This window comes from Ilumatobacter sp. (assembly GCF_041688325.1).
Classification (GTDB): Bacteria; Actinomycetota; Acidimicrobiia; order Acidimicrobiales; family Ilumatobacteraceae; genus Ilumatobacter_A.
The window spans coordinates 1-6,659 of the sequence record NZ_JBDNIJ010000077.1 but is presented as its reverse complement, the minus strand read 5'-3'; the positions used below and the strand labels follow the sequence as shown (position 1 = coordinate 6,659).

Genomic DNA, 6,659 nt, shown 5'->3' with positions numbered 1-6,659 from the left:
TCTCGATGGCACCGATCACGGCACCCACGCCGAGCAAGCATCAATGATTCGCCGCTACATCCGCTGGCGCAACCGCCACGCACAAGACCTCAAACTCCGGGCCTTCGTCAAACGCGCAAACGTTGCCTGACGCGGCACTAGATCAGGTCGTCGAGCGGAGCCTGCGGGCCCACAGCGCCAATTGCGTCGAAGTAGGCGAGGTGCGCTTCAACGACATGTACGACATCGACGTCATCGAGCAGGTCGAGGTTGTTTCGATCGGACTCGCCAAGCAGGTAGGCCGTGAGAGTGTCTTCAGTGACCACCACCGTGTCGTCGATGCCCTGTTTGCGATCGACGACCTTGTCGGGCTGCAGTCCTTGGGCGTGCAGCCACTGCATGTGAAAGCGCAGGAGCTGTTCGACTTCTGCAGGCGTGAGTCGAGCCTGGCTCTCTTGCGGCAGTCGGTCACATACGAAGTCGACCGCCTCGTCGGGCAGGTACACCGCCCGCGGCGCTACAGCATCGAGCCGATGTGCCTCACGCCCGACCGACCCCGCAGCAATCACGAAAACCAAGAGCGCCGACACAAAAGCAAAGACCATCGTGATCACAGGCATGAGAAAACTCTAGGCCAGGGCTCAAGCTGTGCAGCCGCCCCAGCCACAAACGCGCGCCAGTCAGCACGCCAACACCCGACCCACACACGCGGAACCGCCCGACTCACGAGTGAGCCGGGCGGTCAGGTTCAGGTCAACGCCGGGTGGCGCTGAAGTTCTCAGATACCGATGCGCTGCGCGAGCTGCTCGCGGTGGTACGTCGGGTCACCGAACAGCAGCTCGGAGCTCTTGGCACGCTTGAAGTAGAGATGCGCCGGGTGCTCCCAGGTGAAGCCGATGCCACCGTGGATCTGGATGTTCTCGGCTGCGGCGTGGAAGTACGCCTCCGAGCAGTAGGCCTTGGCGAGCGAAGCGGTCGAGGCGAGCTCGTCGTTCATCTCAGCGGCGCACCACATGCCGTAATAGGCAGCGGACTTGGCCGACTCGACTTCAAGGAGCATGTCGGCGCACTTGTGCTTGATGGCCTGGAACGAACCGATCGGGCGACCGAACTGCACACGGACCTTGGCGTACTCGACAGCCATGTCGAGCACCATCTGCGCTCCGCCAACCTGCTCGGCGGCGAGGCCGACAGCTGCGAGGTCGAGCATGCCCTGGAGGATTGCCCAGCCGCCGCCGTCGGCTCCGATGAGCGTGCCCTGCACACCGTCGAGGTCGAGCTTGGCCTGCTTGCGAGTCTGATCCATCGTGGACAGCGCCGTCTTGGTGAGGCCAGCAGCGTCACCGGCGACGGCGAACAGGCTCGTGCCGGCTGCGGTCTTGGCTGCAACGAGGATCAGGTCAGCGGTGTTGCCGTCGAGCACGAAGCTCTTCGTGCCAGTGATCTTGCCATTGGCGTCAGCGGTTGCTTCGATACCTGATTCGTCCCACTTGCCGTTCGGCTCGGTGAAGGCGACGGTGGCCTTCGTGGTGCCAGCAGCGATGCCCGGGAGGTGCGCCTGCTTGGCTGCATCGTCACCCGAAAGGATCAGCGCGTTGGCAGCGAGCACGACGGTCGAGAAGAACGGTGCACACAGCAGGCTGCGGCCCATCTCTTCGAGCACGATGCCGAGCTCGACGTAGCCGTAGCCCGAGCCACCGAATTCTTCGGGGACAACGAGGCCTTGGAGGCCCATCTGCTCGCCCATCTGGGTCCAGACGGCATCGTCAAAACCCTTGTCGGTCTCCATCTGCTCGCGCACGGCTTCTTCGGAGCTTTTGGCTTCGAGGAAGGCGCGCACGGTCTTGCGGAGTTCTTCTTGTTCCTCAGTGAATGCGAAGTTCATGGATGAGATCATGGCGCGGTTGCGCTGACTCCACAAATCTGCTTGTGTACACATGTGGACACAAATACGGAACGACATGATGGCGGGGCAGATGGCGGGGCTCTCAGCCTCGGCATCAGAGAATTGCGCTCCGGCCTCGCCGACGCCGTCCGGCGCGCCGAGTCAGGCCAGCGAACGGTCGTGACGACCGGCGGGCGGCCCGTCGCACAACTCGGCCCACTCGACGCCGACGCCCCCGACCTCGACCGCCTGATCGGCGCCGGCGCGGTCGTGCCACCGCGCCGAACTGGTGAGTGGCGACCACCTGAAGCAGTCCAAGTACACGCCGGCTCGCGCATCGACCAGGTACTACGCGAGCTGCGGGGCTGACATGACCGTCGTCCTCGACACCAGCGCCGTGCTCGCTCTTGCAATCGAGGGCCCGCAGCGCCTCGTCGCCGAAGCAGCACTGGCGAGCGACCCGGTGTGGGCGGCGTCGGCCATGGCCCTCACCGAAGCACTCCCAGCGATCGACCGGCTGTCAGACAACCGTTTCGTTCGCCTCGATCTCGAAGACGCCGTCCGGCGCATCTGGGATCATCTGCACGTCGTACCGGTCGATCAGCGATGCCTTGATCGTGCCGCTGCGCTCGCCCGTACACAGCCCGTTCGGCTGACCGACGCGATTCACCTCGCGGCGACCGAGCGGCTCCCTGAGCCGCGCCGGTTCGTCACGTTCGACCCGCCGCAGATCGGCGTGGCACTCGGGCTCGGCTTCGACGTCGTGTCGAGCTGAGCCCAGCTGCTCCCTACGGAACGCGCATCATGCGGAACGTGTCGGTTGCTCGCGCCACCGACGCAATGCCAGCAACCACACCAATCAGGTCGCCTGTAGCCACATGACCTTCTCGACGTGCCTGATTGACGGCAAGCCGGACACGCTCTTCGTAGTCAGCCGTACCGCTTTCGAAATAGATCGGCGTGACACCCCAACTCGACGCGAGCTGACGGACGGTCGCCTTCTGACCGCTGAACCCGAGGATCTTCGCGCTGGGCCGGAACCGCGCCATCGAACGAACGGTGAAACCGCTCGCCGAGATGCACAGCAGCGCGCGCACGTTGAGTTCTTCTGAGGCACGTGCGGCAGCAATCGTCATCGCGTCGGTAATCGCTGCCTCGCTGTGTTCGTGACCCGCCATGCGGATTGCGGCGACGCGCTCGGCCCACGCCTGGTGGTTGAACTGGTCGTCGGAACGTTCGGCAATACGGGCCATTGTTTCGACGACGAGTACTGGGTGCTCGCCGATCGCCGTTTCGGCCGACAGCATGACGGCTGACGTCCCGTCGAACACCGCGTTTGCAATGTCGGTCGCCTCAGCGCGGGTGGGTGCCTGCGCCTTGACCATCGAGTCGAGCATCTGGGCTGCGGTGATCACCGGCAGACCACCCGCAATGCACTCACGGATGACGCTCTTTTGAATGTGCGGCAGATCTTCGAGGTTCGCCTCGATGCCGAGGGCACCACGCTCCACCATGATGCCGGCAGCATCCTCGATGATGCTCGACAGATTCTCAACTGCCGCCATGGTCTCGATCTTGGCAATGACCATCGGGCCACGAGGGTGCGGTTCGAGCGCAAGCTCACGAAGATCACGGCCGGAGTTGACCGAGATGGCGACCATGTCGACGCCGACCTCGACGAACTTGTCAAGGGCTTCCCGGTCGAAGTCGGTGACCGGCCGATACACGGCGGTGCCGAATGGGATGTGTACGCCGGCGCGGCCGCTGAGCGGGCCGCTCGAAATGACTTTGGCCGTGATGCTCTGGCCCTGCACCTTTTGCACGGCGAAGATGACCGAGCCGCCAACCAAGATCTCGTCGCCCACATGGCAGTCATCGACGAGATGTGCGTAGTCGATCGAGATTTGCTCGGCACTACTGTCGCCGGCACCGGGAACCAGGGTCACCGTGTCGTCGACCGAGAATTCGACGCCCTCAGCCGGGAAACGACCCGTGCGCGTCTTCGATCCGGGAAGGTCGATCATCGTGCCAATATTGAGGCCAAGTCGTTCGGCAACATCACGGATGCGCTGATGTCGTTCGAGGGCCTCATCGAGCGGCGTGTGCGCCAGCGCGATGCGCGCGACGTTCATGCCTGCCTGCATCATTGCAATGAGCGTTGCCTCGTCTGCCGATGCCGGCCCGATGGTTGCGATGATCTTCGTGCGACGTGCCACGCCCAGCACCGTACCGGCCTGAGTGCGGCCGGACCCCGTGTGCGGGTGAGTGGGACTCCGCATCACGATGGGAAGGGCTGGCAGAATGAAGCGATGAGCAAGACACTGCATTGGTCAGATGCCGACACCGAGGTGCACAAGGTCGTCGTCGGGCCCTACGAGAACAACGTGTTCGTCGTCCGCTGCAAGGCCACCGGCGAGGGGGTACTGCTCGACGCTGCCAACGAACACGAACGGCTCCTCGAACTCTGCGACGCACTGGGTGTGAAGCGAGTGCTCGAAACCCACGGCCACTGGGACCACATCCAGGCCATCCCGGCCATGCGCGAAGCCGGCTACGAAGTCGCCGTCACCAAACTCGACGCCCCGATGCTTGCCGACGTCGGCTACGACGTGTTTCTCGACGACACCGAGGTGATCGAGGTCGGCAGACTCCGATTGCACGCAATCCACAACCCAGGGCACACACCGGGTTCGATCTCGTTTGCGTTGGAGAACACTCCCCTGCTCTTCACCGGCGACACCCTCTTCCCAGGCGGCCCGGGCAACACGAAGTCCGACATCGGCGACTTTGGCACCATCATCGAGTCGATCACCGATCGGCTCTTCACGTTCGACGACCAGACGATCGTGCTGCCTGGCCACGGCGACAACACGACAATCGGGGCCGAACGGCCACACCTCGACGAGTGGATCGAACGCGGCTGGTGACTCGTTACGACGAGCGCCCCGACGACGAGACACCGATCCACACGGCCGAACTACCACCGACGCCCACACGGGATCGCAACATCAAAGCAACCGCATGGATCGAAGCGCCGCTGTCGCTGCTCCAACTCGGCAACGACCTCCCCGATCAGCCAGTCGCCGACTACAAGCGGCGCATCGGCCCCTGGCTGCTCTGGCGGTCAGGCCCCGCCAAAGGCGCCGACGCCCGGTACTGGGTCGCGCACGCCGACGATCTCGATCGCAGCTTCACATTGCGGCTCCATCCTGACGGATCAGCCGACGGTGTCGGGCCGAGTGGAGCGCGCCACGAACGTTTTCGGGCGTGGAAAGAAGACCTCCGCGACAGCGAGTAGCTGGCGCCGACGGGCCAACCCTCAGGCGCTGACAGGGTCCTCGAGGAGCGGCTGAAATGCCAGCTCGGCAGCACCGATCAAGCGTGCTGAGTTGCCAAGCCTCCCTGCGACAACCACGCCAGGCCGCGCCCGCCCGCCGAACGACGTGCGAGCGAGGTCGCTGGTGACGACGTCTTCGACGTGGCGCCACACGTCGTTGAACATGCCGCCCATCACAACGACCTCGGGGTCAAAGATGTTGATCAAACATGCGAGGCCAATCGCCAGCCAGCCGCCGTGCTCAGCGAGTGCGTCAAGCACCGTCGCATCTCCATGCTGAGCTGCGAGGAGCAACCGCTGCACGGCCGCGTCGCCACCGTCTTCATCGAGACCGGCGCGCCGCAGTAGCGCCCGCTCCCCCACTTCGGTCTCCCAGCAGCCGGTCGAACCGCAGCCGCACACATCGCCGCTGGGGTTGACAGGCATGTGCCCAATCTCGCCGGCGAATCCCGACCGGCCGTGAACACGTTGGCCATTCACAATAATTCCGCCGCCGACGCCGATCTCGCCGCCGACGAAGATCATGTTGTTGGCGCCGTCGCCGGTTCCGAAGCGATGTTCGGCGAGCGCACCGACATCAGCGTCGTTGCCAATCGTCACCGCGACGCCATCACCGAATCGCGCGCTCACCAGGTCGGCAAGCGGCACGTCGCTCCACTGCAGGTTGGGAGCCATGACGACAGTGTGGCCGTCCGAGGTGACAGTGCCCGCCACTGCGACGCCGATACCCACGATGCGCCAATCTCCAACCGCGCCATCTTCGTAGCCGATCAGGTTCGCGAGCGTGACCAGATCGTCGACCTTCGTCTCCACCGACACCGGGCCGCGCGTCCGGCTTACTCGAGCATCATCGATCACTTCACCGCGCAAGTTGATGAGTGCTGCTGCCACACCGTCGACGCCGATCTCGAACGACAGTGCCGCGATCCCTGCCCCATCGAGTTCTGCGGTCGCGGACGGACGACCGCGCTGCCCATCGTGCTGTGCACCGGTTTCGGTCGCGAGGCCGTGTTCAACCAACTCGCCGATGAGTGACCCAACTGCACTTCTCGTCAGTCCGGTCGCTTCGACCAGTTCGGAACGAGTGACCGAGGAGGCCGTCCGCAGCATTGCGAGGATCGACGCCAGATTCGATCGCCGGAGCGTCTCGGATCGCACACCTTTTGTTGCCTTCGGTGCGGTAGTCCCCATTTGTTGTACTCTATTACAAATAGGGCCTCTTCACGAGCAGTTGCCAACTGCCCGACGCGCCACCTGACCCTCTTGCAGCCCCATTCCCGCCCCTTCCGACGAGAAAAAGTGCACTCGATATGACTTCAACACCTGAACCTTTCTTCCCTGACATCGACGCCATCGCCTACGAAGGCCCCGATTCCGACAACCCGCTGGCGTTCCGCTGGTACAACGCCGACCGAGTGGTCATGGGCAAAACCATGGCCGAACACCTCCGTTTCGGTG

At 64.0% G+C, this 6,659-nt stretch carries 8 protein-coding genes and 2 pseudogenes; 6 read left to right on the top strand and 4 right to left on the bottom strand.

Going from position 1 to position 6,659, the window contains the following annotated elements; genetic code table 11:
* Window positions 1-130 (top strand): annotated as a pseudogene (locus ACH2EI_RS05535) (Mobile element protein); the annotation flags it as partial.
* A gap of 7 nt (window positions 131-137) precedes the next feature.
* On the opposite strand, the gene ACH2EI_RS05530 reads toward ACH2EI_RS05535, so the two are convergent.
* Both ACH2EI_RS05530 and ACH2EI_RS05525 read right to left on the bottom strand, forming a co-directional pair.
* Window positions 138-599, bottom strand: coding sequence for a hypothetical protein (locus ACH2EI_RS05530; RefSeq protein ID WP_395159383.1), 462 nt, complete (start codon window positions 597-599; stop codon window positions 138-140).
* Between the two features lie 158 nt (window positions 600-757).
* Window positions 758-1,864: an acyl-CoA dehydrogenase family protein gene (locus tag ACH2EI_RS05525; RefSeq protein ID WP_395159381.1), complete on the bottom strand. Its 1,107-nt coding sequence runs from the start codon at window positions 1,862-1,864 to the stop codon at window positions 758-760.
* Between the two features lie 54 nt (window positions 1,865-1,918).
* Here ACH2EI_RS05525 and ACH2EI_RS05520 point away from each other — a divergent pair, with 54 nt between their 5' ends.
* Complete coding sequence (locus ACH2EI_RS05520) at window positions 1,919-2,233, top strand: type II toxin-antitoxin system Phd/YefM family antitoxin (protein WP_395159379.1); 315 nt, start codon at window positions 1,919-1,921, stop codon at window positions 2,231-2,233.
* A 1-nt stretch (window position 2,234) separates the two neighbouring features.
* Entirely contained in the window at window positions 2,235-2,639 is a 405-nt protein-coding gene (locus tag ACH2EI_RS05515; protein ID WP_395159377.1) for a type II toxin-antitoxin system VapC family toxin, read from the top strand.
* 13 nt (window positions 2,640-2,652) lie between these two features.
* Here ACH2EI_RS05515 and pyk read toward each other — a convergent pair whose 3' ends face one another.
* The gene (pyk, locus tag ACH2EI_RS05510; protein WP_395155789.1) at window positions 2,653-4,080 is read right to left on the bottom strand and encodes a pyruvate kinase; all 1,428 of its coding nucleotides are present in this window, start codon (window positions 4,078-4,080) and stop codon (window positions 2,653-2,655) included.
* A gap of 93 nt (window positions 4,081-4,173) precedes the next feature.
* On the opposite strand from pyk, the gene ACH2EI_RS05505 reads away from it, so the two are divergent.
* On the top strand, window positions 4,174-4,791 hold the full coding sequence (locus ACH2EI_RS05505) for an MBL fold metallo-hydrolase (protein ID WP_395155787.1): 618 nt from the start codon (window positions 4,174-4,176) through the stop codon (window positions 4,789-4,791).
* Window positions 4,788-5,162 carry a hypothetical protein gene (locus tag ACH2EI_RS05500; RefSeq protein ID WP_395159375.1) on the top strand — a complete coding sequence of 125 codons (375 nt, stop codon included), beginning with the start codon at window positions 4,788-4,790 and terminating at the stop codon, window positions 5,160-5,162. Before ACH2EI_RS05505 ends, ACH2EI_RS05500 begins: the two co-directional genes overlap by 4 nt.
* Window positions 5,163-5,183: 21 nt before the next feature.
* Here the strand turns inward: ACH2EI_RS05500 and ACH2EI_RS05495 are convergent, their stop codons facing one another.
* Window positions 5,184-6,392, bottom strand: coding sequence for an ROK family protein (locus ACH2EI_RS05495; protein WP_395159373.1), 1,209 nt, complete (start codon window positions 6,390-6,392; stop codon window positions 5,184-5,186).
* Between the two features lie 119 nt (window positions 6,393-6,511).
* Here ACH2EI_RS05495 and ACH2EI_RS05490 point away from each other — a divergent pair.
* Window positions 6,512-6,659: pseudogene (locus ACH2EI_RS05490) on the top strand (xylose isomerase); the annotation flags it as partial.

Excerpts from the sequence above, each read along its gene's own strand:
- ACH2EI_RS05515 (WP_395159377.1), top strand. The coding sequence starts at position 2,235 with ATGACCGTCGTCCTCGACACCAGCGCCGTGCTCGCTCTTGCAATCGAG.
- ACH2EI_RS05505 (WP_395155787.1), top strand. The coding sequence starts at position 4,174 with ATGAGCAAGACACTGCATTGGTCAGATGCCGACACCGAGGTGCACAAG.
- ACH2EI_RS05525 (WP_395159381.1), bottom strand. The coding sequence starts at position 1,864 with ATGAACTTCGCATTCACTGAGGAACAAGAAGAACTCCGCAAGACCGTG.
- ACH2EI_RS05530 (WP_395159383.1), bottom strand. The coding sequence starts at position 599 with ATGCCTGTGATCACGATGGTCTTTGCTTTTGTGTCGGCGCTCTTGGTT.
- ACH2EI_RS05495 (WP_395159373.1), bottom strand. The coding sequence starts at position 6,392 with ATGGGGACTACCGCACCGAAGGCAACAAAAGGTGTGCGATCCGAGACG.